This window comes from Aeromonas sp. 604443 (genome assembly GCF_049170315.1).
Taxonomy (GTDB): Bacteria; Pseudomonadota; Gammaproteobacteria; order Enterobacterales; family Aeromonadaceae; genus Aeromonas; species Aeromonas veronii_A.
Map to the genome: position 1 here is coordinate 150220 of NZ_JAAKMI010000005.1, position 26633 is coordinate 176852.

Here is a 26633-nt window from a genome sequence, read left to right on the forward strand (position 1 = left end):
GGTTGAAAGTGAACCCACTGCATGTAAACGCCCGGAAGATAATCGGTGGGGATCGTCTATAACTTTTGCGACCAAGAGCCACATACGCCTGAGTAACTGACCGCCAGCCATCAGGCTCAGCCCCCTAATTCAACTCCCAGAGCTCTCGTGCCGTCATTCTTGGTTGGCGCCCTGCATCGACAGCATCACCAGCAAGGACTCGCCTTTCCCTGACACCACTCTCACCTCGCGCCAGTCGCGGATCACCGCCACCACCGCCGGATTGAGCGGCGCATCGCCCCCTACCTGCACCACGGTGCAACCTGCACGCAGGGCGCTCTCGATACCGGCCGGGGCATCCTCGAACACCAAGCAACGAGCGGGCGACACGCCAAGCCGTACAGCGCCCAGCAGATAGGGCTCGGGATCGGGTTTGCCATTGATCACAGCTTCGGCCCCCACCAGCACGGCCGGCAGCGGCAAACCGGCACAATTCAGGCGGTGACGGGCAACCTGCTCACTGGCGGAGGTCACGATGGCCCAAAGCTCTGGCGGCAAATGGCGCAGCAACTCGCCAGCTCCTGCGATGGCGTCGCCGCCGGTATGCAGCATCTCCAGCTCGTCGAGCCGCGCCGCTTCCCGCTCCACATCCAGCTGCGGGGCCAGCTCCCGGATCACCTCGCGCGAACGTATACCGTGGCACATCGCCAACACTGGCTCGGGATCGAGCAGATGTTCGCGACACCAGAGCTGCCATACCTGCTCCACATCGCCTGTCGAGCAGACCAGGGTGCCATCCATATCGAGCAGCAGGGCGGATACCGACAGGGTGATCGTGTTCATGCCAGCACTCATACAGACACTCATACAGGCACCCCGGCCAGCTCGGGCAGAGAGCCAGAGAGCGCATCGGCAAAGGCCTGCTGCTGGGCGGCACGCTCATAACAGGCGAGCGCCTGCTCGGCACTGCCAGCCCACACTTGCAAGGGGCCGACCACAAACCCCTGTTGCAACAGGCTGGCGAGCAGCTCCCCAGTCTCCGGGGCCGCCAACGGCTGAGCCAGCACCAGCTTGCCCTTGATCAAAAACAGATAACGTTGGGTAGACATGATATGGCTCCTTGTTCCGGTTCAGAGGAGGGCGATTCCCCCCTTGCCGAGCCATTAGAACAAGGCGATTAGATAATTTATAATCAATAAATCGCCACTTTGGATAACCAATTGGAATGAAATTCGACTTGAGGCAACTGCAGGCGTTTGTGACGCTGGCCGAGATCGCCAACTACCGGGAAGCGGCCAATCGCCTCTTCATTACCCAACCGGCCCTCACCAAGCAGATCCAGGGGCTGGAGCAGACGCTGGGCTGCACCCTGTTCAAGCGGGGCCGCCATGGTGCCGAGCTGACGGCGCTCGGCGCCCAGCTGCTCACTCAGGCAAGCGCACTGGTCAAACACGGCAGGGAGTTTGAACGTCACGCGCTGGCAGTGGCGAGTGGCGTGGCCGGTCGGCTCAAGATTGGGTTTGGCCTGTCGAGTTTCGCGCTGGCCCCTGCGCTGGTGGCCCGCTTCAAACAGCAGGTCACGGACGTGATGGTCCATCTGCAGGATATGCCCTCCGCGATCCAGCAGGAGCAGCTGCTCTCCGGCCAGTTGCAACTTGGTTTTATGCGTCGGCCAGAGACTCCGCTGTTGCAGGAGCATCGGCTGCTGACCGACCGGCTGGTACTGGCGGTGCCAACCCGGATGACCCAGCCAGATCCGTCATCGTTTGACGTCCAGCAGGCACTGACCAGTCAACCCCTGTTGCAGATGGTGGGCTACCGTTGTCCCGGCCTAACCCGGCAGATCGCCGGGTTTCTCGGCGCCAACCGGCTGACCGGCATGGTTCAAGAGGCAGAGGATATTCAGACTCTGGTGGCATTGGTTGCGGCAGGCATAGGTAATGCCATCCTGCCGCACAGCGTCAGCTTTATCGCGGGCCCGGACGTCACCCTCTATCCCCTCTTTGGCCCCTGTTCCGAGTGGGAGATAAGTCTGGTGTGGAACCCCGCCTTTGCCGACCCGATCCGCGATCGCTTCGTGCAGCTGGTCCTCGATCCCCATCCCGCACCGTACCCAGCCACAATCGATCGCTGACCCAGCCAAAAACTCCCGCAGACGGAACCAGGAGAAGATAGCGCTCAGCAATCGAGATGAATTAATCGGGCCTTTGTGATCAAAGCATTTCAATTAACACACCACTGATCTTCACAGGGGATGCCATCTCCTTCCCCATCCATCTTGGTACCAGGGCAGTTTTGTAAAAACCAGGTTGCCTCCTCGCAGGAGGTCATCTGGGAGCAATGCTGCCGACCATCACACTGGCGAGTAAAGGTCGCTGCCTGTGGCGTACTGAAGGTGGGACTAACCTCCTCTTGAGTAACTGGCGATGCGGGCGGCAAATAGGCAAAGAAGCGGGAATAGATGGAAAAGAGGCCGACGAGCAGCAACAGGGGGAGCAATTTACCACTCCAGCTGCTCTTGCGACGTCGATAGGGGTTACTCCGCTCTCTGGTAAAAGTGGGTCTTGGCGGCTGACTTGCCGCCCGAAATGCAGGCGCCGCCGATGATGCGGCTGATCTTGCTGCTGATGGTGCGACCGACGGCACAACACCCGCCAACGTGAGCGGGCGATCGGGGAAAAAGACCTGCAACGCCCTTGGCTTGCCATCCTGACCACTGCCGATCAGATAGGTGACACGCTCCCCCGGCTCGGGCACCCGGCCATCTGATTGCAGCGCCGTAACATGCACAAACAGCCCTGCACCGCGTGATCCATTGATTGTCTGCTCGGCGCCATTTTGCTCCGGCGTAATAAATCCAAAGCCGCGCGCCTCGTTCCAGCTCGCGATCCGTCCCTGATAACGCATCTGTCCATCCTTGTTGTTATCCATGTGAGCACTATCTTGCCCGACAATCATGTTGCCCAAAAGCGCAGCGGCCCAACAGGGATCTGCAGAGTCAATCTCAACACGGTGATCGGGCGCAGCCTGCGTTAAGGATCAAGCCAGCTGGGACACCTTGATGATCTCGGCGATGCGACCCAGCATCCGCAGCGAGGTGTGATGCTCGGTGGCATCTGCGGCGGCGCAGGCATCATCCAGAATGGTGATGGCGTAGTCGCGATCGTGACCATCCCGCGCTGCCGCCTGAATGGCCCAGCTGGTGCTCACCCCGCACAGATAGAGGTGGTCGATGTGATTGGCCCGCAGCGCAGGCTCCAGCGCCGTGCCATAGAAGGGGCTGACCCTGGGCTTGGTCAGCACCAGATCGCCGGGCTGCACATCCAGATCCGGATGAAAGTCGGTGCCGCTGTCAGCCAAGGAGAGCGCCCCCAACTGGTGAGCGCGACCAAACATGGGAGACCCCTTGGGTTGAAGCTGATAGCCGCCGTCAAAGCCCACCTTGATCAGCACCACCAGCCAGCCGTGGGCGCGGGCATGGGCCAGCGCCTGATTGGCATGCGCAATGGCATCCTGCTCCAGCACATGGGCTGCGGAGGCGGCAATGCGCCCGTCGGGGTGGGCAATATCGTTGATAAAATCGATCACCAGCAGTGCCTTGTTCATCACCTTTGCTCCTTAGCGCATTCAGCCCGTGCTATCTGGTTTCTATCTGTCAAACCAGCCCCAGTGCATATCGCAGCGCCATCTCCTTGAGCGGGCCCGCCTTGTCCGCCAGATTGAGGGCCAGATTGCGGGCCAGCTTGAGCGGGCCAATCTCGTTGCTGAACACCCCGTAGAAGAGATCCATCCCCGACTGCATCAGCAGGTTGTCGGGACGACGGCGCCGCTCGTAGCGCTCGGCCAGCACAAGTTGATGCCAGTCAGCGCCAGCACCTTGCAGCAAGTCGACCCAGCAGGCGACATCCTTGAAGCCGAGGTTGACCCCCTGCCCCGCCAGCGGGTTGATGGTGTGGGCAGCATCGCCAAGCAGCACCACCCGACCGACGTGATAGTCGTTGGCGTGGCGGCGCACCAGCGGGAAGCTCCCCTTGCCGGTGACGGTGAACCCGCCGAGCCGACTCGGGAAGTGGCGGCGCACTTCGGCGGCAAGCCCTTCGTTGCTCATGGCCGCCAGAGCGCGGATCCGGGCCGGGCTGTCATACCACACCAGAGAGCCGTGCTGGCCTGGTAATGGCAGGAAGGCGCGCGGGCCGCTCGGGGTGAACTGCTGCCAGGTGATATCTTCCTGCGCAAAATCGGTGTCGATATTGATCAGCATGCAGTGCTGGCGGTACTCGAAGCGCGATACGCCGATACCCGCCAGCTTGCGGGTGTGGGATTCGGCGCCGTCGCAAGCCAGCACCCAGCGCGCGGCCAGCTCGGAGCCGTCATCCAGAGTCAGCACAGCTTCATCCGCACTCTGGCGCAGGCTGGTCACAGCCGCCGGGGTGTGGGTCTGGATGGTAGGAAACTCTTCCATCCGCTTGAGCAGGGCGAGCTGCACGAGCCGGTTTTCGATGATGTAGCCAAGCTGGGGCAGACCGAGATCGGCGGCATTGAAGCGGGTGGCAAAGCCATCCAGCTCCCAGGTCTCCAGCCGGCGATAGGGGCAGAGCCGCATCTGCTGCAGATGGTGCCAGGCACCGGCCTGCTCCAGCAGCGCCACCGAGGCCTGACTGATGGCGGAGACCCGCAGATCCAGCGGCTGCTCCGGCGCGTAATGCTCCGGCAGTTGGGTCTCGATGACCCGCACCGAGAGACCCTGAGCCGCAAGCAGACAGGCGGTGGCGGCGCCCACCATGCCGGCGCCGACGATGGCGATATCACACTGTTCCATACATGTATTCCTGAAAGGGTGCGTCCGGCGACAGCGCCCGGACGTGAACCGGATGGCTGCATGATAGCGCAAGGGCGACTGATAAACAGTGAGACAAACGGGGAATTGCTGCGTCAAATCAAGGAGAAAGCTTATTGAGCTTGCTGGCAACAGGTATCGGGTGAGCACCATTGCCAGCTGGATATTAGCTAGGCAGTATCCAGATTGCGGAGTAAAATGCGCGGTCCTTTGACCATGCCGATTTCAAAACAAGTCAAGAGAAGCAATGAGCAAGAAACTTCACATTAAAACCTGGGGTTGCCAGATGAACGAGTATGACTCGTCCAAAATGGCCGACCTGTTGGATGCCAGCAATGGCTACACCCTTACCGAAGAGCCCGAAGAGGCAGATGTCTTGCTGCTGAATACCTGCTCCATCCGCGAAAAAGCGCAGGAGAAGGTGTTCCACCAGCTGGGACGCTGGAAAAAGCTCAAGGCCAACAAGCCCGGTCTGGTGATCGGCGTGGGTGGCTGCGTTGCCTCTCAGGAGGGCGATGCGATTCGCCAACGCGCTCCCTATGTGGATATCGTGTTCGGCCCGCAGACCCTGCATCGCCTGCCCACCATGATCAAGGAAGTGCAAGAGGGCCGTGGTGCCCAGGTTGATATCGCCTTCCCCGAGATCGAAAAATTCGACAGCCTGCCCGAACCGCGCGCCGAAGGGGCTACCGCGTTCGTCTCCATCATGGAAGGCTGCTCCAAATACTGTACTTACTGCGTGGTGCCCTACACCCGCGGTGAAGAGGTGAGCCGACCGCTGGACGACGTGCTCTACGAAATCGCCCAGCTCGCCCAGCAGGGCGTGCGCGAAGTGAACCTGCTCGGCCAGAACGTCAACGCCTACCGCGGCCCGACCTTTGATGGCGGCATCTGCACCTTCGCCGAGTTGCTGCGTCTGGTGGCCGCCATCGACGGTATCGATCGCATTCGCTACACCACCAGCCACCCGATCGAGTTCACCGACGACATCATCGAAGTCTACAAAGATACCCCGGAAGTGGTCAGCTTCCTGCACCTGCCGGTGCAGAGCGGCTCCGACCGTATTCTGACCATGATGAAGCGCCCGCACACCATCCTGGAGTACAAATCCAAGATCCGTCGCCTGCGTGCCGCCCGTCCCGACATCACCATCAGCTCCGACTTCATCGTTGGCTTCCCGAACGAGACGGACGAAGACTTTGAAGCGACCATGAAGCTGATCGAGGATGTGGGTTTCGACATGAGCTTCAGCTTCATCTTCAGTCCGCGCCCGGGCACCCCGGCCGCCGACATGCCCGACGATGTCGACATGGAAGTGAAGAAAGCCCGTCTGGCCCGCTTGCAGCACGTCATCAACAACCAGGCGATGCAGATTGGCCGCGCCATGCTGGGCACCACCCAGCGCATCCTGGTGGAAGGGCCCTCCAAGCTCGACCCGATGCAGCTGTGTGGCCGCACCGAGAACAACCGGGTGGTCAACTTCGAAGGCCAGCACACCCTGATCGGCGGCTTTGCCGACGTGGAGATCACCGAGGTGCGTCCCAACTCCCTGCGCGGCAAGTTCATCCGCGGCGAGAGCGAGATGAACCTGCGGATCGCCACAGCACCGAGCGAAATCCTGGCCCGTCGCCCGGATAACGTACCGGACGAGCTGGGCGTGGCCGCCTTCACACCCCATTAATCCCCTCCTCCCCATTCGCCCGGCGGATGGGGAGCGCCTTGAGACGAGGATATTTTGAGCCGACACATCTCGACCCTGAATCTGCATCTGGAGCCCGCCGACAACCAGCGCCTTGCCAGCCTGTGCGGCCCCTTCGATGACAATATCAAGCAGCTGGAGCGCCGCCTCGGCGTCGAGATCAGCTACCGTGACAGCCACTTCCAGCTGGTGGGCAAACCGGCCCAGCTGGATGCCGCCGCCGTCATCCTCAAGCACCTCTATGTGGAAACCCAGCCCCTCAAGGGTGGCAAGGTGACCGACATCACCCCCGACATGGTCCATCTGGCCATTCAGGAGTCGCGGGTGCTGGAGCAGGATGACGAACCGGCGCCGAGCATCCCCTATGGCAAGGAGGTGACGGTCAAGACCAAGCGCGGTCTCATCAAGCCACGCAGCCCCAATCAGGCTCAGTACATTGCCAATATCGTGCGCCACGACATCTGCTTCGGCATAGGCCCGGCCGGTACCGGCAAGACCTATCTGGCGGTCGCAGCGGCGGTGGATGCGCTGGAGCGTCAGGAAATTCGCCGCATTCTGCTGACCCGTCCGGCGGTGGAAGCGGGTGAGAAGCTCGGCTTCCTGCCCGGGGATCTCTCCCAGAAGGTAGATCCTTACCTGCGCCCGCTCTACGACGCCCTGTTCGAGATGCTGGGCTTTGAGCGGGTCGAGAAGCTGATGGAGCGCAACATCATCGAAGTGGCGCCGCTCGCCTATATGCGCGGAAGAACCCTCAATGACGCCTTTATCATTCTCGATGAGGCCCAGAACACCACCACCGAGCAGATGAAGATGTTCCTCACCCGCATCGGCTTCAACTCCAAGGCAGTGGTCACCGGTGACATCACCCAGGTAGACCTGCCGCGCAACGCCAAATCCGGCCTGCGTCACGCGCTGGAAGTGCTGCCAGGGGTCGATGGTCTGTCGTTCAACTTCTTCGAGTCCAAAGACGTGGTGCGCCACCCGGTGGTGGCCCGCATCGTGCAGGCTTACGAGGCATTCGATGCCAAACAGGCCGCCGAGAAGGTGGCCGGCCAAACAAACGCCAGCAAAGAGAGCGAGCAATGAGCGTAACCCTGGATCTGCAGCTGGCCAGTGCCAGCACTGATGGCCTGCCCACCGAAGCCCAACTGCAAGGCTGGCTCGACGGCACCATTCTCGGCTTCCAGCAGGAGGCAGAAGTAACGGTGCGTATCGTCGACGAGGCGGAGAGCAACGAGCTCAACCTCACCTATCGCGGCAAGGACAAGCCCACCAACGTGCTCTCCTTCCCGTTCGAGGCGCCACCCGGTCTGGAGCTGCCGCTGCTCGGCGATCTGGTGATCTGCCGTCAGGTGGTAGAGCGCGAGGCCGAGGAGCAGGGCAAGCCCCTGATGGCCCACTGGGCCCACATGGTTGTGCACGGCAGTCTGCATCTGCTAGGTTATGACCATATCGAGGATGAGGAAGCCGAAGAGATGGAAGCGCTTGAGCGCGACATCATGCAGGAGCTCGGTTTTGCCGATCCTTATCTGAACGACGAAGAGTAAAACGCCGGACGGTCATCGTCTTGAAACAGCAGATGACCATCCTTATATAACCCGAACTATTTCAAGTGTGTTCATACGAGTAACCAAGAGAGAAAATGACCGACGATCACCCTAGTACCGGCTCGCCGAAGAAAACCTGGCTCGACAAACTCAGCCAACTCTTCCAGGGCGAGCCAAAAGACCGCAATGATTTGGTAGACGTGATAGCCGATGCCGAAGAGCGCGACCTCATCGATCAGGACACCAAGGACATGATCGAGGGGGTGCTGGAGATCGCCGATCTTCGCGTGCGCGATATCATGATCCCCCGCTCCCAGATGGTGACCATCGAGAAGTCCCAACCGGTAGATGCAATCCTGCCGGTGATCATCGAGTCCGGCCACTCCCGCTTCCCGGTGATCAACGAGGACAAGGATCATGTGGAGGGCATTCTGCTCGCCAAGGATCTGCTCCCCTTCGGGTTTGGCGGCCATCACGCCAGCGAGCCGCTGCAGCTCGAGAAAATCTTGCGCCCCACGGTGATCGTGCCGGAAAGCAAACGGGTTGACCGTCTGCTCAAGGAGTTCCGTGAAGAGCGCTACCACATGGCCATCGTGGTCGACGAATTTGGTGGCGTCTCCGGTCTGGTGACCATTGAAGACATTCTCGAGCTTATCGTCGGCGAGATAGATGACGAATTCGATGACATCGAGGATGAGCCGGACGAGATCCGCCGCATCAGCAAACGGGTCTTCTCGGTTAGTGCCCTTACCGAGATCGAGGATTTCAACGACTTCTTCGGCACCCAGTTCAGCGATGAAGAGGTGGATACTGTGGGTGGTCTGGTGATGCACGCCTTCAGTCATCTGCCCAAGAAGGGCGAGGAGATCGAGCTGGACGGCTACCTGTTCAAGGTGATGCATGCCGACCGGCGTCGTCTGCAGCAGTTGCAGGTGAAGATCCCCGAGCACCACGCGGCGGCGCAATCCGAGCCGCAATAAGCCGATCCGCTCAATGTGTGAAACAACGCCCCGACCTCGGGGCGTTGTGCTCTCTGCCACCGGCATCGAGGCTCGCCGTTGCCCCGCTTACAGGTTAAGATACCGGCCATTCGACCCAGTTGCAGACCAAGACGAGCACCATCGCCCGTGAGATTATCCCCCGTTACGTCCAAAATCCTGTTGAGCCTCGGCGCACTGGCCAGTGGTGCCATCGCTATATTGGCTTTCTCTCCCTTTGGCTACTGGCCGCTGGTGCTCCCCTCCCTGCTGGGCCTCTACGCCCTGCTGGACAAAGCCACGCCAAAGCAGGCCGCCTGGCGTGGCTTTGGCTATGCCATGGGACTCTTTTTACCTGGCCTGTGGTGGATCCACGTCAGCATGACTGAATTTGGCGGCATCCCGCTGCCGATGGCCTTCGTACTGCTGGCCGGGCTCTCCGCCTATCTGGCGCTCTACCCGACGCTCGCCTGCTGGGTTTTCGCCCGCTTCTTTGGCGGCCGTCACTGGAGCCGCTGGCTGCTCGCCTTCCCGGCACTCTGGCTGCTGGCGGACTGGCTGCGTGGCTGGGTAATGACCGGCTTCCCTTGGCTCTGGTTTGGCTACAGCCAGATCGACGGCCCGCTCAGGGGCTTCGCCCCAATCCTTGGGGTGCAGGGCATCACCCTCGCCCTGTTGCTCTCTGCCTCCGCCATCTGGCAGGTGTGGAAATCCCGCTCCCCGCTCTGGCTGGCAGTGCCCGCTCTGCTGGTAGCCGGTGCCCACGGTCTGATGCAGCTCAGCTGGGTCACCCGTGGCGAGCCGGTCAAGGTGGCGCTGGTTCAGGGCAATATCGCCCAGTCCCTCAAGTGGGATCCGGAGGCGCTAGTGCCGACGGTGCGCAAATATCAGGATCTCAGCCGCGAGAATCAGGATGCCGACATTATCATCTGGCCGGAGTCGGCCATCCCGGCCATCGAGAAGGAGATGGGGCCCTATCTGGAGAATCTGGACAAGGCGATGAAGGTGAACAACACCGGTCTGCTGGCGGGGATCATTCACTATGATTTCGAGCAAAGACGATTCTTCAATACCGTACTCGGCATGGGGGTGCAGGATGCGGATGGCAAGGAGTCCTACTTCTACGGGCACCCCAACCGTTACAACAAGTACCACCTGCTGCCCATCGGCGAGTTCGTGCCGTTTGAAGATCTGCTGCGCCCCATCGCCCCCTTCTTCAACCTGCCGATGTCCTCTTTCAGCCGGGGTGACGAAGTGCAGCCGAATCTGATCGCCAAGGGGCTCAAGTTCGCCGCCGCCATCTGCTACGAGATCATCTTCCCGGAGGAGGTGCGCCGCAACGTCAATGCCGATACCGATTTCCTGCTGACCGTCTCCAACGATGCCTGGTTTGGCACCAGCATAGGCCCCTGGCAACATATGGAGATCGCCCGGATGCGCGCACTGGAGCTGGCTCGTCCGCTGCTGCGCGACACCAACACCGGCATCACTATCGTGACCGAGATCGATGGCAGCATCATCGGCCAGATCCCGCAGTTTGAAGCGGGCGTGCTGCGCAGCGAAGTGCGTCCCGCCCACGGCGAGACCCCCTACATGCGCTTTGGCAGCTGGCCCCTCTACGGCCTGACCGTGCTGCTGCTGGGTCTGGCGCTGGCGCTGCGCCCCAAGGCACACCCCTGGGCACGCGAGCTGTAATGGCCATCCGCCATCCCTGATAAACAATGAGGCGCCCGCAGGCGCCTCGTTTTTTTCATCTCCAATCAAAGCGATATACCGGAGAAGGACATAAAACCGAGGGACATCAACCCCGCCACGATAAAGGTGATGCCGATGCCCCGCAGCCCCTCGGGGACATCGGCGTATTTCAGCTTCTGGCGCAAACCGGCCATGGCGACAATAGCCAGCAGCCAGCCAAGCCCGGAGCCTGCGCTGTAGACCAGCGACTCGGCAAAATCGTAATCCCGCTGCGCCATAAACATCACCCCGCCAAAGATGGCGCAGTGCACCGTCAACAGAGGCAGATAGATGCCGAGCGCCTGATAGAGGCTTGGGAAGTACTTGTCGAGCAGCATCTCCATCACCTGCACCAACGCCGCCAACACCCCGATGTAGATGATGTAATCGAGAAATCCCAGATCGAATTCCCCGAAAAAGGTACTGCCTGCCCGCAAGATATGGCGGTAAATCAAGTTGTTGAGGGGAATGGCGATAACCATCACCACCAGGATCGTCATGCCAAGGCCAAAGGCGGTGTTGATGTTCTTCGAGACGGCCAGAAAGGTACACATCCCCAGAAAGAAGGCCAGGGCGAGGTTTTCGACAAAGATTGAGTGAATAAACAGGTTGAGGTAGTAGTCCATAGGTGTGCTCACCAGGTGTTTGCGCAAAGAGAAAGTCTGCCTCTGGCCAATGGCCAGCAGCATGGACGACACAACAGAAAGCGCGGACGCAGCACCAGACGATAGAGCGCAGGCAGCAGGTATCAGCCTGCCCGTCAGTCAATCAGGAGCGTTACAAACCGAGTGAAAAGGTGGATGGGCGCCCGCCAGCAGGGTGGGCTAGTCGCCGTGACAGAAACGATATTGCAGGTGGCGACAGCGCAGCAGCCGTCGGTGCAAATAACCGAAGTAGACCGGGAGCTGCCTGACATAGAGAAGAGGGAGAACCAGTAGCAGACCGCAGAGCAAGCCGAGGATATCGTGCTGGAACCAGGCCAGCACCATCTGATAGCGCTCGGAATGAGTGGCCCCTTCGAGTCGCCGCCCCGGCTCGAAGCCGAGTCGCCACTGGGAGGCAGGAGGAAGGCCGACACTGTTGACCAATCCCGGATCGGATTGCTCATGCAACTGCATCGAGACCTTCTGCCTGACCGACGCCTGATGAGGTGTTGCAGTGACCCCTACCGCAGCGAAAGCGGCAAACCACAGCAGGCTGGCGATAGCGAGGACCATCGCCCAGGTCGATAGTCGGCCAAAAGGCAGCAAAGAGTCAGTCCCGTTCAAACAACAAAATGATGCGGGGATGAATGTATCACAACGCCTCTTTTTCTTGAATTTGAAACCGTACTAACTGACGTAAAACGATACTAAAAACCCTCTTTCTAAGAAAGCCAGCAATTAAATACCAACATAACAAGGCGGTAGAGTCACCCCCTGGCCCACAGTAAAACGGCCACCCGAGGGTGGCCGTTGTCAGCGATGTCAACGATCAGAGCAGCAATGCTACCTGCTCAGAGACCGGCCGCCTCCAGATGCTCCACCAGCAGCTGCACACTGCGGTTGCCGCGCCACTCGTTGACGTCAAGCCGGTAGACAAGCCGCACCCGCTTGACCGAGGCATCGGGCCAGCGCTTGATATCGACGCCGAAGGCGATGGCATCCACCGCGTGGCCAGAATCGGTAGTCAGCATCATCTTGAGGTGCTTCTCCCCCACCAGCCGCTGCTGCACTAGCACGAATTCGCCGTCAAACAGCGGCTCGGGGAAGGCCTGACCCCAGGGGCCGGAGGCGCGAATAAGCTCCGCCAGCTCGAGAGTGAGCTCGTCCGGCAGCAGCTCTCCATCGGTGAGCAGCACCCCGGTCAAGAGCTCCGGCGTCACCAGCTCGCTGATGACCGCCTCAAAGGCCCGCCCGAACGCTTCGATATTGGCCTTGGGCAGGGTCAGCCCCGCCGCCATGGCGTGGCCGCCAAACTTGCCCATCAGCCCCGGGTGGCGGGTGTCGAGCAGTTCCAGCGCATCGCGCAGATGCACCCCGGGGATGGAGCGGCCAGAGCCCTTGAGCTCGCTCTCGCTGCTCTCGGCAAACGCGATGACCGGGCGGTAGTACTTCTCCTTCACCTTGGAGGCCACCAGCCCCACCACCCCCTGATGCCACTCGTTGCGGTGCAGCACTATGCCCGACGGCACCTCGCCATCGCGAAACCGGATCTGCTCCAGGGTAGCGAGGGCCTCCTGCTGCATCCCCTGCTCGATCTCCTTGCGCTCCTGATTGAGGCTGTCCATCTCGGCCGCAAGCTGGCGCGCCAGATTGAGATCATCGCAAAGCAGACAGGCGACCCCGAGGGACATGTCATCGAGGCGCCCTACTGCATTGAGGCGTGGCCCCAGTGCAAAACCGAGGTCGGAGGCAGTGAGGCGACGACCATCGCGGCCCGACACATCCACCAGCGCCTGAATGCCGGGGCGACAGCGCCCGGCCCGGATCCGCTGCAACCCCTGATGGACCAGAATGCGGTTGTTGCCATCGAGGGCCACCACGTCGGCGACCGTGCCGAGGGCCACCAGATCGAGGTAATCCGCCACATTGGGGGCGCGCAACCCTTGCCGTTCGTACCAGCCGAGCTGACGCAGATGGGTGTTGAGGGCCGCCATCAGGTAGAAGGCTACCCCCACCCCGGCCAGGGACTTGGAGGGAAAATCGCAACCGCGCTGGTTCGGGTTGACGATGGCATCGGCATCAGGCAGCTCCTGACCCGGCAAATGGTGATCGGTAACCAGTACCTGCATTCCGGCCACCTTGGCCGCCGCCACCCCGGCGATGCTGGAGATGCCGTTATCCACCGTGATCAGGAACTCGGCGCCGCGGGCCACCGCCAGCTCGACGATCTCGGGGGTGAGGCCATAACCGAACTCGAAGCGGTTGGGCACCAGAAAATCGATATGGCGCCCCCCCATGGCGCGCAGGGCCAGCACACACAGCGCCGAGCTGGTGGCGCCGTCGCAGTCGAAGTCGCCGACGATAAGGATCCGTTTCTGGGTAGTCAGGGCATCCGCCAGCAGAGGCACCGCACGCTCCATCCCATAGAGGCGCTGGGGAGGCAGCAACTGGCTGGCGCTGCGCTCGAGCAGAGCGGGATCCTCTACGCCACGGCTGGCGAAGATTTGGCGAAGCAGGGGGTGCAGGGTGGCGGGGAGATGGGAATCATCAACTCGCGGACGACGACGGATTTGCAGGGGCATCAATGTGATCCAGTATCTTGAGCAGTTGTTCCGGGCTCTGGTAGCCCCTTACCAGATCTCCATCAGAGGAGACCCAGGCAGGCAGTACCTTGACCCCCAACCACTGGCTCAGGCCAATATTCTCGATAAGGGTCTCACTACATTCCTTTTGAGGCAAATAGGCTTTGAAGGGATCATTCTGTAGCAGGGGATCCTTGCACCAGTGGGAAGCCTGTCCTGCATGTTCAATCACGGGGTAGAGCTCGACACTGACCCCGGACGCCTGCAGATGTTGCAGCGTGCCGGACAGCTGGCGACGAGCGGCATCCTGCTCACCGAAAAAGAGCGCAACCCGATGACGCTCATTACTGGCCTGGAGCACGACCGGTGTATGGGTCACCTGGGACAAGCCCAGTCGACGCTGCTCGCGCATGCCCGAGATGGTGAGGTTCTTCATGTTATGAGTCATATCCAGCATGACCCCCTGCACCACATAGTTCCCCTTGGCATCGCTGTAGAGCACCCCTTGTGAAGTGCCCAGCATATAGAGCCCGGGAATGGGGGTCTGTTCCACCAGATAAACAGAGACCCCTAACCGGGCGGTAATGGTCTGTTTCAAGGTTTGGGTATCCATCCCCGCTCTGGCAGCAAATGTGCACAAAAGCATCATTCCCAGTAGTAAATACTTCACTTGTTTACTCACGTGGTATGAATGAATCGACCCAGCAAACTACAGCAGCGCAGCTCATCATTCAACCAGCTACTTACCAAAAAATTAATATCACTTTGTACCAAAAAAATGGTTCCCCCCGATTGCCAAGGACTCATAACGCCCGCAAGCTAGTCAGGACGACAGGAACAACGCGGCTTAGCCTCTGTTTTTCCTGACAAGAGTTCGCCCTTTGGCAAGGGTAATCAACGCGCTATCTTGTTTAATTTCGGAGGAAATAATGAGTCTGATTCAAGAGTTCAAAGCCTTTGCCGCCCGCGGTAACGTCATCGATATGGCGGTCGGTATCATCATTGGTGCCGCCTTCGGCAAAATTGTCTCCTCTTTTGTCGGTGACGTGATCATGCCGCCCATCGGCCTGATCCTGGGCGGCGTGGACTTCAGCGACCTGGCGGTCACCCTGAAGGCCGCAGAAGGTGCAACACCCGCCGTGGTCATCGCCTATGGCAAGTTCATCCAGACCATCATCGACTTTCTGATCATCTCCTTCGCCATCTTCATGGGACTGAAGGCCATCAACACCCTGAAGAAAAAGCAGGAAGAGGAAGCCGCCGCCCCGGCAGGCCCGACCAAGGATCAGGAGCTGCTGACCGAGATCCGTGATCTGCTGAAATCCCAGCAAGGGAAATAAGCGCCATCTCCTGTCGTGTAAAGATAAAAAAACCGCCTGCTGGCGGTTTTTTGTTTTTGGGAGGTCAGCCACTCAGGCTCTGGGGTGGTGCTCCCCGTGCAGCGCCTTGAGACGCTCGTTGGCCACATGGGTGTAGATCTGGGTGGTGGAGAGATCCGCATGGCCCAGCAGCATCTGCACCACCCGCAGATCGGCGCCGTGGTTGAGTAGATGGGTGGCGAAGGCGTGGCGCAAGGTATGGGGGGAGAGCTCACCGTTGATCCCGGCCCGCTGCGCGTAAAGCTTGATGCGGTGCCAGAAGGTCTGGCGGGTCATCATACGGGCCTGCTTGGAGGGAAATACCACATCCGAGCTGGTGCCCCCCAGCAGCAGGGTGCGCGCCTCGCGGTAGTAACGCTCCAGCCAGTGCATCGCCTCCTCGCCCATCGGCACCAACCGCTCCTTGTTACCCTTGCCAATAACCCGCACCAAGCCCTGCCGCAGGCTGATATGCTCGGCGGTGAGCCCCACCAGCTCGGAAACCCGCAGCCCGGTGGCGTAGAGCAGCTCCAGCATTGCCTTGTCCCGCAGCTCCAGCGGGTCATCCACCAGCGGCGCACTCAGCAGAGCTTCCACTTCCGTTTCGCTTAAATCTGAGGGGAGTTTTTTCGGCAGCTTGGGCCCCTCCAGCAGCACGGTCGGATCGTCACTGCGCAGCTTCTCGCGGTTGAGATACTGGTAAAAGCGGCGCAGGGCCGACAGGAAGCGGGCGGTGCTGCTGGCCGCAAACTGGTGATCGACCCGCCAGGCGAGGTAGTGCTGGATCTCGTCCATCCCTGCCAGCAACAGCGAGCTTCCCTGCTCGTCGAGCCAGAGGGAGAACTTCTCCAGATCGCTGCGATAGGAGCTGACCGTGTTGTCAGACAATCCCCGCTCCAGCCAGAGGGCGTCGAGAAAGGGTTCAATCAGGGGATGGGGGTCGGGCTTGCTCATGGTGCGCTGCAATAAGGGGAAAGATGGCCCATTGTAACGCGCCAACTCCTTGGAAAGACAAGGCACTTTCATTGGAAAGATAAGGCTCGTTTGCCACGCCCCTTGCCGGGCGGTGAAGGTCGAATGGCAATCTGCTAGACTGGCGCCCTCCCCTTACGTTACCCATCGTGTTGCCAACATGGCGCAGCCCACACGAGCATGCGAGAACGCGCCAAAAGCAAGCGAGAAAGCGCCAACAGAGAGTAGAGCGATGAAGATTGGTCTGTTTTACGGTTCCACCACCTGCTACACCGAGATGGCTGCCGAGAAGATCCGCGCCCTCATCGGCCCCGAGCTGGTGGATATTCACAATATCAAGGATGTCTCCCTGCGCCGGATGGAGGATTACGAGATCCTGATCCTCGGCATCTCCACCTGGGATTTTGGCGAACTGCAGGAGGACTGGGAGTCCCGCTGGGAAGATATCGCCGATCTCCATCTGGAGGGACGCATCGTGGCCCTGTTTGGCCTCGGCGATCAGCTCGGTTATGGCGAATGGTTCCAGGACGCCCTCGGCATGCTGCACGATCAGCTGGTACCAAAAGGGGTCAAGCTGGTGGGCTACTGGCCCAACGAAGGGTACGAATTCGATGCCTCCAAGGCACTGATCGACGATGGCCGTCACTTCGTCGGGCTGGCCCTCGATGATGCCAACCAATATGACCAGACCGATCCACGCATCGAGCAGTGGGTCGAGCAGATCCTGAGCGAAATCCACGCCCTGCTCTGATCTTTCCCACGTTTTGGCAAAACGACCCTGAGCGCCTGGCCCTGGCCGCCGGGCGCAGTTATCGCACCGATTTTCTCAATCGGTATCATCGCATGACGCTATAGCGACTTTTTTGTGCTGGTCTGCAACAATGGACTCGACATCCCATAACAATCAGAGCCGGATGTCGGAAGCAAACGGACAGACCAGAAAAGGATATTCTATGACTCCATTCTCCCTGTTGGCCCCCGCCATCGCCCGTGACGTGCTCGATCACGCGCTGGCGCTGGGTGCCGATTTTGCCGAGCTGTTTGTGGAGCGCAAGCGCCGCAGCCAGCTCAGCCTGCTCTCCAGCCAGATAGAGAACATCAGCGGCGGCCTCGATTTCGGTATCGGCGTGCGCCTCTGTTACGGCCACAAGGTGCTCTACGGCTACACCAATCTGGCCAGCCGCGACGAGCTGCTGCGCATTGTCACCCTGCTGGCGGCCAAAGACCGCCGCGACCCAGTGGTGACCGCCACCGCCTTCGATTTCACCCGCCTGAGCGATCGCAACCCGGTGGCGCTGCCGCTGTCGGCCGACAAGCTGCTGGAGCAGAAGATCGCCTATCTGCACGCCATGGATGCGGCGGCCCGCGCCGAGAGCGAAAAGGTGAGCCAGTTCTCCGGCAACGTGCTGGGCTGGGAGCAGGAGGTGGAGATCTTCAACAGCGAAGGGTTGCAAGTCGCCGATCGCCGCCACTACAACCGCATCATGGCCCAGACCATCGCCATGGAAGGAAGCGAGCAGAGCGTCGGTTACGAGGCCCCCGGCGCCCTGATGGGGTGGGAGCATGCCGATCGCATCGATCCGCGCGAGCTGGCCCTCACCGCAACCCGTCAGGCACTGGTGAAACTGGGCGCGGCGCCCTGCCCGAGCGGCGCCCTGCCGGTCATCATGGAGAACGGCTTTGGCGGCGTCATCTTCCACGAGGCGTGCGGCCACCTGCTGGAGACCACCTCGGTAGCCAAAAAGGCGTCTGTATTCCACGACAAGATGGGCCAGCTTATCGCCAATCCGGTGGTCAATGCGGTGGATGAAGGCTTGCAGAGCAACGCCTGGGGCTCCATCAACGTCGATGACGAGGGGATGGCGACCCAGCATACCCAGCTCATCAAGGACGGCGTCCTGACCGGTTTTCTGGTGGACAGAATGGGTGCCCTCAAAACGGGCTACGCCCGCACCGGCTCGGGGCGGCGCGAATCCTACAAGTACGCCCCCACCTCGCGCATGCGCAACACCTATATCGAACCGGGTAACCACAGCCTCGACGATATGCTGGCCACCGTCGAACATGGCATCTACGCCAAGAAGATGGGGGGCGGCTCGGTACAGCCCGGCACCGGCGAGTTCAACTTCAATGTGCAGGAGGCATACCTCATCGAGCACGGCAAAATCACCAAACCGCTCAAGTCAGCCACCCTGATCGGCACCGGCCCGCAGGTGCTGAAAGAGATCTCCATGGTGGGCCGCAATCTGGCGCTGGCCGCCGGTATGTGTGGCTCGGTCTCGGGCTCGGTGCCCACCTCGGTGGGCCAGCCGGCCCTCAAAGTGGACAACATTCTGGTGGGAGGGAACGCCTGATGAGCCAACTCGACATGAACCAACTGCTCACCCGCCTGCTGGATAAAGTGGCCGACCTTGGTGCCGAGGCAGACATCATCGCCAATCAGGAGAAGGCCTTCTCCCTCAAGGCAGACAAGGGCGAGCTGGGTGAATACAAGGTCACCAGCAGCCAGCAACTCGGTATTCGCCTGATAAAAGAGGGTCGGGTCGGCATCGCCTACTCGGAATCCCTCGATGAGCTGGCGCTCGATGCCATGCTGCAGGATGCGCTCGATGCCAGCCGCTTTGCCAAGGTTGACCCGGATCAGCGCATCTCGGTGGCCAATAGCCGGATCACCACAGATTGCGCCGAGATCAACCAGCCCGATACCACGCCCGTTGAGGAGAAGATCGCTCTGGCCCTGCGCCTGGAATCTGACATGCTGGCCATGCCCGATGTGAGCGGCGCTCCCTACAACAGCTTCTTCGAAGGGGAGAGCCAGCTCTGGCTCGCCAACAGTCAGGGCACCCTCTGCCAGCACGGCGAGTTCAGCGTCGGCTGCTACACCTCGGCGCTGGTGGAACGGGATGGCCGCCAGTCGATGCACTCGCAGGGGCAGTATGGCCGTCGCTTCGACGAGCTGGATAGTCAGGCCCTGATCGAGCAGATCTACGCCATCGCCGATGGTCTGCTGCCCGGTGAAGCGGTGCCGAGCGGTCGCTACAGCGTCATTTTCAGCACCAACTGCTTCGCCAGCCTGTTTGGCTGCTTTCGGGGTGTGCTGTCGGGCAAGTGGGCCCAACAAGGGATCAACCCCTGGCGCAGCAAGGTCGGCCAGAGCGTAGCGTCACGCTGGCTTACTCTGGAGAGCCGGGTCTATATGCCGGGCGGCATGAACATCAAGGCGTTTGATGGCGAGGGGGCGGCCAGCTCTGATCTGCTGCTGATTGGCGAAGGGGAGCTGAGGACCCTGCTCCACAACAGCGCCACCGCCCGCCACTTTGGCGTCGCCAGCAACGGCTCGGCCGCTCGCGGTGCCCGCAGCGCCCTCGATGTGACCGCTCGCCATCTGGTGTTTGGCGCGGGCCCCCACTGCGAAGCGGAAGTGCAGAGCGGCGACTATCTGGAGCTGGTCAAGCTGGATGGCCTGCATTCGGGTGCCGATGCGGTGAGCGGTGACTTCTCCTTTGGCGCGTCGGGCTTCCTCTGCCGCGATGGAGTTCGCCTGCAGCCGGTGCGCGGCATCACGGTAGCAGGCAACTTCTACCGCCTGCTGGGCGAGCTGGAAGCGGTCGGGGATACCCTGCACCACAACGACGGCAAGGGCTTCTACGCCCCGCTTATCCGTTTTGGCGGGCTCTCCGTCGCAGGCAAGTAAACGTCCCGACGAAACCTGCAAGCAAGAAAAAGGCGCCTGATGGCGCCTTTTTGCTCGTTATCTCGTCCGCATTGATGGCATGACTCAGGGCGAGAGCGGCTCGCGATGATACTCGGCGCAGCCGCACTCGGGGCAGGTATCGAGCTGCTGGGGATGCAGCACGGTATGGCGCCAGCCACACTGGTCGCACACCATGACCCCGAGCCCCACCCAGTCACCCGCTTCGTAAACACCCTTATGCTCCAGCTCGTCGGCCAGCTCCCGCCACTCCACCTGGGCGCGGTCGGTCACATCCGCCAGCCAGGACCAGGCGGTGTCTTTGAGGGCCAACATAAAAGCAGACTCTTCCACCTGCGCACTATCGTCATGGCGCCCCTCGTCATAGTTGCCCAGATCCCGCTTCACGTACTCGGCGATGAGCGCCAGTTCGTCCTGAGTGAGGTCGCTGGCCGCCTCCAGATAGGCCTGCACCTTGGCAATCATCCGGTTGAGGCGCTCCCCCTGGAACTCTTCTGTCTCTTGCCACTGTTTTTGCAGCTCGGCAATGAAGGCTTCGTACCCTTTTTGACGTTTGTCCATGGCTCTAACTCCTCTACTAAACCCTGATCTGGCCCGGCTTAAGGCCCAAGGGACGCTGGCGGTTGTTGCCGCCGCAGGATATGGGTATTCTATTGCGATTTCCCAGCTGATTTATCTATTCATTTCACAGATCCGGATGTCACCAATGCAAGAGCAATACGTTCCCCAATCAATCGAACCAGCAGTGCAAAAGCACTGGGATGCCAAGAAAACCTTCAAGGCCGTGGAGAAGGTAGACAAGGAGAAGTTCTACTGCCTGTCCATGTTCCCCTATCCGTCTGGTCGACTACACATGGGGCACGTTCGTAACTACACCATAGGTGATGTGATCTCCCGTTATCAACGCCTCAATGGCAAGAACGTGCTGCAACCCATAGGTTGGGATGCATTCGGTCTGCCGGCCGAGAACGCAGCGATCAAAAACAATACCGCGCCGGCGCCCTGGACCTACGAAAACATCGAATACATGAAGAACCAGCTGAAGATGCTGGGTCTGGGTTATGACTGGGATCGTGAAATCGCCACCTGCAAACCGGATTACTACCGCTGGGAGCAGTGGTTCTTCACCAAGCTCTACGAGAAGGGTCTGGTCTACAAGAAGACCTCTTCCGTCAACTGGTGCCCGAACGACATGACAGTGCTGGCCAACGAACAGGTGGTCGACAACTGCTGCTGGCGCTGTGACACCCCGGTGGAACAGAAAGAGATCCCCCAGTGGTTCATCAAGATCACCGACTACGCCGAAGAGCTGCTCAACGACATCGACAATCTGGAAGGCTGGCCGGAAATGGTCAAGACCATGCAGCGCAACTGGATTGGCCGCTCCGAAGGGGTCAACATCAGCTTCGCCATCGAGGGTCAGGCTGAGCAGCTGGAGGTCTACACCACCCGTCCGGACACCTTCATGGGCGTCACCTATGTCGGTATCGCCGCCGGTCACCCGCTGGCGCTGCAAGCAGCCCAGAACAATCCGGAGCTGGCCGCCTTTATCGAAGAGTGCAAGAACACCAAGGTAGCCGAAGCCGAGCTGGCCACCATGGAGAAGAAGGGCATGGCCACCGGCCTCTATGCCATTCACCCGCTGGATGGCCGCAAGGTACCGGTCTGGGTCGCCAACTTCGTGCTGATGAACTACGGCACCGGCGCCGTGATGGCAGTTCCGGCCCACGATCAGCGTGACTTCGAATTCGCCACCAAATATGGCCTCGACATCAAGGCTGTCATCAAACCGGTTGATGGCGACGTCGACGTGAGCGAAGCGGCTTATACCGAGAAGGGCGTGCTGTTCAACTCCGGCGAGTTTGACGGTCTCGACTTCCAGGGCGCCTTCGATGCCATCGCCAGCAAGCTGGAAGGGCTCGGCAAGGGCAAGCGCACCGTCAATTACCGCCTGCGTGACTGGGGTGTCTCTCGTCAGCGCTACTGGGGTGCCCCCATCCCGATGCTGACCCTAGCTGACGGTACCGTAGTGCCGACGCCGGAAGACCAGCTGCCGGTGCTGCTGCCGGAAGATGTGGTGATGGATGGTATCCAGAGCCCGATCAAAGCCGATGCCGAGTGGGCCAAGACCACCTACAACGGTCAGGAAGCGTTCCGCGAGACCGATACCTTCGACACCTTTATGGAGTCCTCCTGGTACTACGCGCGCTACTGCTCGCCAGACTACGACAAGGGCATGCTGGATCCGGCTGCTGCCAACCACTGGCTGCCGGTGGATCAGTACATCGGCGGTATCGAGCACGCCTGTATGCACCTGCTCTACGCCCGCTTCTTCCACAAGCTGCTGCGTGACGCCGGTCTGGTCAACAGCGATGAGCCGTTCAAGCGCCTGCTCTGCCAGGGCATGGTGCTGGCCGATGCCTTCTACTACAAGGACGAGAAGGGCGGCAACGTCTGGGTCAGCCCGACCGACGTCAAGGTAGAGCGTGACGAGAAGGGTCGCATCACCAAGGCCATCGACAACGAAGGCCGTGAAGTGCTCCACTCCGGCATGACCAAGATGTCCAAGTCCAAGAACAACGGCATCGACCCGCAGCTGATGGTCGAGCGTTACGGCGCCGATACCGTCCGTCTGTTCATGATGTTCGCCTCTCCGGCAGAGATGACGCTGGAGTGGTCCGACTCCGGCGTAGAGGGTGCCCAGCGCTTCCTGCGTCGCCTGTGGCGCGTCACCTTCGAACACGTCTCCGGTGGCGCCGTTGCCGCGCTGGATGTGGCGGCTCTCACCAACGAGCAGAAAGCGGTACGCCGTGAACTGCACAAGACCATCGCCAAGGTAAGTGATGACGTGGGTCGCCGTCAGACCTTCAACACCGCCATCGCCGCCATCATGGAGCTGATGAACAATCTCTCCAAGCTGGGCAACGACGAGCAGGACCGCGCCCTGATGCAGGAAGCGCTGGAAGCTGTGGTGGTCATGCTCTACCCCATCACCCCGCACATCGGCTTCGAGCTGTGGAAGATGCTGGGCAAGGGCGACGACATCGATCACGCAGCCTGGCCGGTGGCCGATGAAGCGGCCATGGTCGAGACCGAGAAGCTGGTAGTAGTACAGATCAACGGCAAGATGCGCGGCAAACTGACCGTGCCGGCCGAGATCAGCCAGGCCGACGTCGAGAAGCTGGCGATGGCCGATGCCTCCGTGCAGAAGTTCACCGACGGGCTGACCGTGCGCAAGGTGATCTATGTACCTGGCAAGCTGCTCAATATTGTCGCTAACTAATTGGCTGCCAACTGATTGGTTACCAACTGATCATTGCCAATCTGTAACAGCAAACGGATGATAACGGCGGGCCCTGCGCCCGCCGCTTTCCCTTAATGCAAAGAGGATTTTCTATGGGCACCATCTTCACCCGCTGGATGGCCATCGTGCTGGCTGGTCTGCTGCTGCAAGGCTGCGGCTTTCACATGCGCGGCAACGGCATCCCGGCCGAGCTGATGACCATGAAGGTCGTGGGCGACAACAAGAGCGACTTCTACCGGATGGTTACCACCCGTCTGAAGGCCTCTGGCGTGACCCTGGCCGACAAGGAGGGCATTCCGGTGCTCACTCTGGGCGGCGTAGGCAGCACCAGTCAGGTCGCCTCGGTCAACGCGCTGGGGACGGACACCGAATATGTGCTGGGCTTTGGTACCCAGTTCACCATCTCGGTACCGGGCAAGCCGACTCAGGTCTTCCCGATCAACTTCAACCGCAGCTTCCTCAACAAGCCGGATGCAGCGCTCGCCTCCTCCCGTGAGCAGGAGCAGCTCAACCGCGAAATGCAGGAGCAGGCGGCCAATCAGGTGATCCGGCAGTTGAGTCAGGTCAGCTTCTGATGCGGATCTACCCGGAACAATTTGGTGACCACCTCAAAGCAGGGCTTCGGCCCTGCTATCTCGTTTTTGGCGACGAGCCCTTGCTGCGACTGGAGGCCATCGATGCCATTCGTCAGATCGCCCGCAAGCAGGGTTTCGATGAGCGCCACACCTTCGTGGTGGAGCAGGGGCTGGACTGGAATCAGGTCTACGATGCCTGTCAGGCGATGAGCCTCTTCTCCGCCCGCCAGATCATCGAGCTGGAGCTGCCCGCCAAGGTGGACAAGGATCTCGCTGCCCGCATCAGCGAAATTGGCAAGCAGCTTCATCCCGACCTGCTGCTGGTGCTGAGTGGCGGTCGCCTCAACCAGACCCAGATGAAGGCAGCCTGGTTCGACAAGCTCTACCAGATTGGCACCTATGTGCCGGTCAACCATCCGGAGCCCAAGTTCTTCCCGCGCTGGATGAGCGCCCGTTTTGCGCGTTTCGGCCTCAAGGCGCTGCCGGATGCCATCAACTTCATGTGCCACTCCTACGAGGGCAACCTGCTGGCCGCCAGTCAGGAGATCGAGAAGCTGACCCTGCTCTCGCCGCCCCAGCCCATCAGCGTCACCTATCTGCAAGAGACCATTATCCGCCACGCCCACTTCACCCCGTTCCAGCTGGTCGATACCCTGCTGGAGGGCAAGGTGAACCGGGCCCAGCGCATTCTGGCCGCCCTGCGGGCCGAAGGCACCGAGCCGGGGATGCTGGCCTGGACCCTCTGCCGCGAGCTGGAGCAGCTGACCGAACTGTCGCTGGCGATGCGCAACGGCCAGCCGCTGGGTGAGCACTTCAGCCGCCTGCGCATCTGGCAGAGCCGCCAGCAGCTCATTCAACAGGCGCTGACTCGTCTCCCCTTCGCCAAGTTGCAACAACTATGGCAGCTGATGGCGCAACTGGATGGCGCCCAGCGCCGCTTTGATACCGAACAGGCGTGGCTGATGCTGCAGACCATTGCCCTCGGCTTTCGTGATGGCACCCCGCTGCCGCTGGTGATGGAGAGCAGCCCGTGCTGAAGGCGCCTGTCGGTTTGCTTGGCGGCACCTTCGACCCCATCCATATCGGTCATCTTCGCCCGGCCATCGAGGCGCGCGATGCTCTCGGGCTGGCCGAAATGCGGCTGATCCCGAACCATATCCCGCCCCACCGCGCCAATCCGTTCTGCTCCAGCGAACAGCGTCTCGCCATGGTCAAACTGGCGGCGGCAGAGAACCACCACTTTGTGGTGGATGAGCGGGAGCTGAGACGGGACAAGCCCTCTTACACCATCGATACCCTGATCGAGCTGCGTCATGAACTGCCCGATACGCCGCTCTGTTTTCTGATGGGGATGGATTCCCTGCTGAGCCTGCCAAGCTGGCACCGCTGGCAGGAGCTGCTCGACTATGCCCATCTGGTGGTGAGCGTGCGGCCGGGCTGGCAACCGGATTATCCGGCCGGGGTGGCACAGCTGCTGGCGCGCCATCACACCGCGGATGCCAACGCGCTGCATCAGCGTCTGGCCGGTCATATCTGGCTGGCGGACAACCAGCCCATCGAACTGTCAGCCACCCGACTGCGAGCCTTGCTGGATGCGGGACAAGACACCCGCTACCTCTTGCCCGAGTCGGTTGCGCACTATATTGATCAACAGGGGCTCTACTGCGCCAACCGCCGCTAGCCCCTGTCGTTATCCCGCCCCACCCGATGGGAAACGGGAGTGACCATGATATAATCCGCCGCCCTGACGCAAACGCTGCGCGCCGGAATACAGGAGAGACTCATTGCAAGGCCAAGAATTGCATGCCTTTATCATCGACAAGATCGATGACATGAAAGGCCGCGACATCATCACCCTCGATGTACGCGGCAAATCCAGCATTACTGACACCATGATCATCTGTTCCGGCAACTCCAGTCGTCACGTCAGCGCCATTGCCCACCATCTGGCCAGCGAGGCCCGCCACGCGGGTCTGGATCTGCTGAGCGTGGAAGGGCAACTGAGCGGTGAATGGGTGCTGGTAGATATGGGCTCGGTGATCGTGCATGTGATGCAGGATGAACACCGTGACTTCTACCAACTGGAAAAGCTGTGGAGCGGTGCCGCTCAAATGAATACGCAATAAGAGCACAAGTGTAACGACCATGAAGATCCAGTTGATTGCGGTGGGCACCAAGATGCCCGCCTGGGTAGAGCATGGCTTCGAAGAGTATCGTCGCCGCTTCCCCAAAGACATGCCGTTTGAACTCGTCGAGATTGGCGCAGGCAAACGGGGCAAAAATGCCGACATTCCCCGCATCCTGCAGAAGGAAGGGGAAGCCATGCTGGCGGCTGCGGGGCGCTCGCGCATCGTTACCCTCGACATTCCGGGCAAGCCCTGGACCACGGAGCAGCTGGCCACCCAGCTGGAGGCGTGGAAACTCGATGGCCGCGATGTGGCCCTGCTGGTCGGCGGACCGGAAGGCTTGTCCCCCGAGTGCAAGGCTGCTGCCGAACAGAGCTGGTCCCTGTCACCGCTCACCCTGCCCCATCCGCTGGTACGGGTACTGGTGGCCGAGAGCCTCTACCGCGCCTGGAGCATAACGACCAATCATCCGTATCATAGAGAGTGAGCCATGCGTCTCTGGAGTCTCACCTCTCATATTCACCCCTATCACAGAGAGTGAACAATGCAGTTCCTGCTCTTATTGCCCCCAAGGGTCTTGAGGTAAA

General features: G+C 60.6%; 27 protein-coding genes. 16 read left to right on the forward strand and 11 right to left on the reverse strand.

Annotated elements, in window-relative coordinates; translation table 11 throughout:
- Nucleotides 1–153 precede the first annotated feature (153 nt).
- Together G5380_RS09665 and G5380_RS09670 are read right to left on the reverse strand one after the other, a co-directional pair.
- Nucleotides 154–822, reverse strand: coding sequence for an HAD-IA family hydrolase (locus tag G5380_RS09665; protein WP_216953031.1), 669 nt, complete (start codon nt 820–822; stop codon nt 154–156).
- 20 nt (nt 823–842) lie between these two features.
- Nucleotides 843–1088: a hypothetical protein gene (locus G5380_RS09670; RefSeq protein WP_139463531.1), complete on the reverse strand. Its 246-nt coding sequence runs from the start codon at nt 1086–1088 to the stop codon at nt 843–845.
- Between the two features lie 116 nt (nt 1089–1204).
- Between G5380_RS09670 and G5380_RS09675 the strand changes: the two genes are divergently transcribed.
- Nucleotides 1205–2113 (forward strand): LysR family transcriptional regulator, encoded by a 909-nt coding sequence (locus tag G5380_RS09675; protein WP_421352692.1) that lies wholly within the window; start codon nt 1205–1207, stop codon nt 2111–2113.
- Nucleotides 2114–2202: 89 nt separating this feature from the next.
- On the opposite strand, the gene G5380_RS09680 is transcribed toward G5380_RS09675, so the two are convergent.
- The 3 genes from G5380_RS09680 to G5380_RS09690 form a co-directional block, all read right to left on the reverse strand.
- A complete protein-coding gene (locus G5380_RS09680; RefSeq protein ID WP_421208852.1) occupies nt 2203–2886 on the reverse strand; it encodes a cold shock domain-containing protein in 684 nt (227 codons plus the stop codon).
- Between the two features lie 132 nt (nt 2887–3018).
- Complete coding sequence (locus G5380_RS09685; RefSeq protein WP_421352693.1) at nt 3019–3585, reverse strand: cysteine hydrolase family protein; 567 nt, start codon at nt 3583–3585, stop codon at nt 3019–3021.
- 49 nt (nt 3586–3634) lie between these two features.
- Nucleotides 3635–4798 (reverse strand): FAD-dependent oxidoreductase, encoded by a 1164-nt coding sequence (locus tag G5380_RS09690; protein ID WP_227342074.1) that lies wholly within the window; start codon nt 4796–4798, stop codon nt 3635–3637.
- Nucleotides 4799–5063: 265 nt separating this feature from the next.
- On the opposite strand from G5380_RS09690, the gene miaB reads away from it, so the two are divergent.
- From miaB to lnt, 5 genes are all read left to right on the forward strand, one after another.
- Nucleotides 5064–6497: a tRNA (N6-isopentenyl adenosine(37)-C2)-methylthiotransferase MiaB gene (miaB, locus tag G5380_RS09695; RefSeq protein ID WP_421259245.1), complete on the forward strand. Its 1434-nt coding sequence runs from the start codon at nt 5064–5066 to the stop codon at nt 6495–6497.
- 54 nt (nt 6498–6551) lie between these two features.
- A complete protein-coding gene (locus G5380_RS09700; RefSeq protein ID WP_005362369.1) occupies nt 6552–7601 on the forward strand; it encodes a PhoH family protein in 1050 nt (349 codons plus the stop codon).
- Nucleotides 7598–8062 (forward strand): rRNA maturation RNase YbeY, encoded by a 465-nt coding sequence (ybeY, locus tag G5380_RS09705; protein ID WP_005354089.1) that lies wholly within the window; start codon nt 7598–7600, stop codon nt 8060–8062. Before G5380_RS09700 ends, ybeY begins: the two co-directional genes overlap by 4 nt.
- Nucleotides 8063–8157: 95 nt before the next feature.
- Nucleotides 8158–9042, forward strand: coding sequence for a CNNM family magnesium/cobalt transport protein CorC (gene corC / locus G5380_RS09710; RefSeq protein WP_203118663.1), 885 nt, complete (start codon nt 8158–8160; stop codon nt 9040–9042).
- Between the two features lie 147 nt (nt 9043–9189).
- Entirely contained in the window at nt 9190–10734 is a 1545-nt protein-coding gene (lnt, locus tag G5380_RS09715) for an apolipoprotein N-acyltransferase (protein ID WP_421208804.1), read from the forward strand.
- A gap of 65 nt (nt 10735–10799) precedes the next feature.
- Here the strand turns inward: lnt and nqrE are convergent, their stop codons facing one another.
- From nqrE to G5380_RS09735, 4 genes are all read right to left on the reverse strand, one after another.
- Nucleotides 10800–11399, reverse strand: coding sequence for an NADH:ubiquinone reductase (Na(+)-transporting) subunit E (nqrE, locus tag G5380_RS09720; RefSeq protein WP_421208805.1), 600 nt, complete (start codon nt 11397–11399; stop codon nt 10800–10802).
- Nucleotides 11400–11597: 198 nt separating this feature from the next.
- Complete coding sequence (locus G5380_RS09725; protein WP_254204248.1) at nt 11598–11990, reverse strand: hypothetical protein; 393 nt, start codon at nt 11988–11990, stop codon at nt 11598–11600.
- 278 nt (nt 11991–12268) lie between these two features.
- The gene (gene recJ / locus G5380_RS09730) at nt 12269–13999 is read right to left on the reverse strand and encodes a single-stranded-DNA-specific exonuclease RecJ (protein WP_257691310.1); all 1731 of its coding nucleotides are present in this window, start codon (nt 13997–13999) and stop codon (nt 12269–12271) included.
- Nucleotides 13965–14612 carry a disulfide isomerase DsbC N-terminal domain-containing protein gene (locus G5380_RS09735; RefSeq protein ID WP_216953024.1) on the reverse strand — a complete coding sequence of 216 codons (648 nt, stop codon included), beginning with the start codon at nt 14610–14612 and terminating at the stop codon, nt 13965–13967. Before G5380_RS09735 ends, recJ begins: the two co-directional genes overlap by 35 nt.
- A gap of 316 nt (nt 14613–14928) precedes the next feature.
- Between G5380_RS09735 and mscL the strand changes: the two genes are divergently transcribed.
- Nucleotides 14929–15339: a large-conductance mechanosensitive channel protein MscL gene (gene mscL / locus G5380_RS09740; protein WP_047438040.1), complete on the forward strand. Its 411-nt coding sequence runs from the start codon at nt 14929–14931 to the stop codon at nt 15337–15339.
- 72 nt (nt 15340–15411) lie between these two features.
- Here mscL and xerD read toward each other — a convergent pair whose 3' ends face one another.
- Nucleotides 15412–16311, reverse strand: coding sequence for a site-specific tyrosine recombinase XerD (gene xerD, locus G5380_RS09745; RefSeq protein WP_421324069.1), 900 nt, complete (start codon nt 16309–16311; stop codon nt 15412–15414).
- A gap of 250 nt (nt 16312–16561) precedes the next feature.
- Between xerD and fldB the strand changes: the two genes are divergently transcribed.
- The 3 genes from fldB (at nt 16562) to G5380_RS09760 (ending at nt 20023) form a co-directional block, all read left to right on the forward strand.
- Nucleotides 16562–17080, forward strand: coding sequence for a flavodoxin FldB (fldB, locus tag G5380_RS09750; protein WP_005335151.1), 519 nt, complete (start codon nt 16562–16564; stop codon nt 17078–17080).
- Between the two features lie 202 nt (nt 17081–17282).
- A complete protein-coding gene (locus G5380_RS09755; protein ID WP_421350131.1) occupies nt 17283–18683 on the forward strand; it encodes a TldD/PmbA family protein in 1401 nt (466 codons plus the stop codon).
- A complete protein-coding gene (locus G5380_RS09760; protein WP_421352694.1) occupies nt 18683–20023 on the forward strand; it encodes a TldD/PmbA family protein in 1341 nt (446 codons plus the stop codon). Before G5380_RS09755 ends, G5380_RS09760 begins: the two co-directional genes overlap by 1 nt.
- 84 nt (nt 20024–20107) lie before the next feature.
- Here the strand turns inward: G5380_RS09760 and G5380_RS09765 are convergent, their stop codons facing one another.
- Entirely contained in the window at nt 20108–20602 is a 495-nt protein-coding gene (locus G5380_RS09765; protein WP_005335155.1) for a zinc ribbon-containing protein, read from the reverse strand.
- A 145-nt stretch (nt 20603–20747) separates the two neighbouring features.
- Here G5380_RS09765 and leuS point away from each other — a divergent pair, with 145 nt between their 5' ends.
- The 6 genes from leuS (at nt 20748) to rlmH (ending at nt 26533) form a co-directional block, all read left to right on the forward strand.
- A complete protein-coding gene (leuS, locus tag G5380_RS09770) occupies nt 20748–23324 on the forward strand; it encodes a leucine--tRNA ligase (protein WP_319920089.1) in 2577 nt (858 codons plus the stop codon).
- A 113-nt stretch (nt 23325–23437) separates the two neighbouring features.
- Nucleotides 23438–23920, forward strand: a complete 483-nt coding sequence (gene lptE, locus G5380_RS09775) for an LPS assembly lipoprotein LptE (RefSeq protein WP_421235955.1) — start codon at nt 23438–23440, stop codon at nt 23918–23920.
- The gene (gene holA, locus G5380_RS09780; RefSeq protein ID WP_216953019.1) at nt 23920–24957 is read left to right on the forward strand and encodes a DNA polymerase III subunit delta; all 1038 of its coding nucleotides are present in this window, start codon (nt 23920–23922) and stop codon (nt 24955–24957) included. Before lptE ends, holA begins: the two co-directional genes overlap by 1 nt.
- Nucleotides 24951–25601 carry a nicotinate-nucleotide adenylyltransferase gene (nadD, locus tag G5380_RS09785; protein WP_421352695.1) on the forward strand — a complete coding sequence of 217 codons (651 nt, stop codon included), beginning with the start codon at nt 24951–24953 and terminating at the stop codon, nt 25599–25601. The genes holA and nadD overlap by 7 nt, the downstream gene beginning before the upstream one ends.
- A 103-nt stretch (nt 25602–25704) precedes the next feature.
- Nucleotides 25705–26046, forward strand: coding sequence for a ribosome silencing factor (gene rsfS, locus G5380_RS09790; RefSeq protein ID WP_005335165.1), 342 nt, complete (start codon nt 25705–25707; stop codon nt 26044–26046).
- A 19-nt stretch (nt 26047–26065) separates the two neighbouring features.
- On the forward strand, nt 26066–26533 hold the full coding sequence (rlmH, locus tag G5380_RS09795) for a 23S rRNA (pseudouridine(1915)-N(3))-methyltransferase RlmH (RefSeq protein WP_005335166.1): 468 nt from the start codon (nt 26066–26068) through the stop codon (nt 26531–26533).
- The last annotated feature ends 100 nt before the right edge of the window (nt 26534–26633 follow it).